This window comes from Mesorhizobium sp. M5C.F.Ca.IN.020.29.1.1, assembly GCF_003997375.1.
Taxonomy (GTDB): domain Bacteria; phylum Pseudomonadota; class Alphaproteobacteria; order Rhizobiales; family Rhizobiaceae; genus Mesorhizobium; species Mesorhizobium wenxiniae.
In genome coordinates, this window is sequence record NZ_RZSW01001056.1 from 1 (window position 1) to 908 (window position 908).

Sequence of the window (908 nt, forward strand, 5' to 3'; positions counted from 1 at the left end):
TTATCCGACCTATCACGATGAGACGGTACAGAAGGTGCTGCGCAACGCGGTAAAATGGGCGCACACTCCGCAAAGCGCCTACACTAGGATCCATCAGGTGCCGCACGTGCCTATCGAGAAGGCGCTAGAGCCAATAGTCGATCGCGGCCCGAATTTGGAACAGTAGCTCGGAGCAGGAGAGAAGGACATGCGATTGCTTATTCTGGGCACGGGCGCCAGAGCAAACGCCCACGCGATCAAATTTGGGAAGATTGCAGGGGTTAAGATTGTGGGTGCCGTTGACGTCGACCTGGTCCGTGCCAAGGCCTTCGCCGCCAAGTACAACATCGAGCACACCTTCGCCTCTCTCGAAGAGGCGATTACATGGGGCCAGTTCGACGCGGCAGCGAATGTGACTTCGGACCGCTCTCATTATCCGACAACCTTGGCGCTCATTGCTGCTGGCAAGCACGTGCTATGCGAAAAGCCACTCGCCGAAAATTACGAGCAGGGTCAAGAAATGGCCACGGCCGCAGAGCGTGCTGGTCTGGTTGCAATGGTGAACTTTAGTTATCGTGACGAAGCCGCCCTGCAGAAGGCGCACGACATGGTGCTTTCTGGGGAGATCGGCAATGTTCGGCACCTGGACGGGTCATTTCTGCAGAGCTGGTTGGTGTACGCGGAATGGAAAAATGACCCAAAATGGCTCTGGCGGCTTTCAACGAAGCACGGTTCTAATGGGGTCCTCGGTGACCTGGGCATTCACGTTTTGGATTGCGCCGCCTTTGCAGCAGGCAGCCCTATCGAGCGAGTGTTTGCTCGACTGAAAGCCTTCGAAAAGGCTCACGATAACCGCATCGGCGAGTACGAGCTCGACGCCAACGACAGCCTCGCGATGACGGTAGAGCTAGAGAACAGCGCGATGGGCG

The 908-nt window shown here is 56.9% G+C and carries 1 protein-coding gene and 1 pseudogene; both read left to right on the plus strand.

Annotated elements, in window-relative coordinates; all coding sequences use genetic code 11:
* Positions 1-166, plus strand: a pseudogene (locus EOA85_RS39725) (trehalose utilization protein ThuA); the annotation flags it as partial.
* Positions 167-187: 21 nt separating this feature from the next.
* On the plus strand, positions 188-908 hold a 721-nt coding region (locus EOA85_RS36165; RefSeq protein WP_164760177.1), incomplete at its 3' end, for a Gfo/Idh/MocA family oxidoreductase.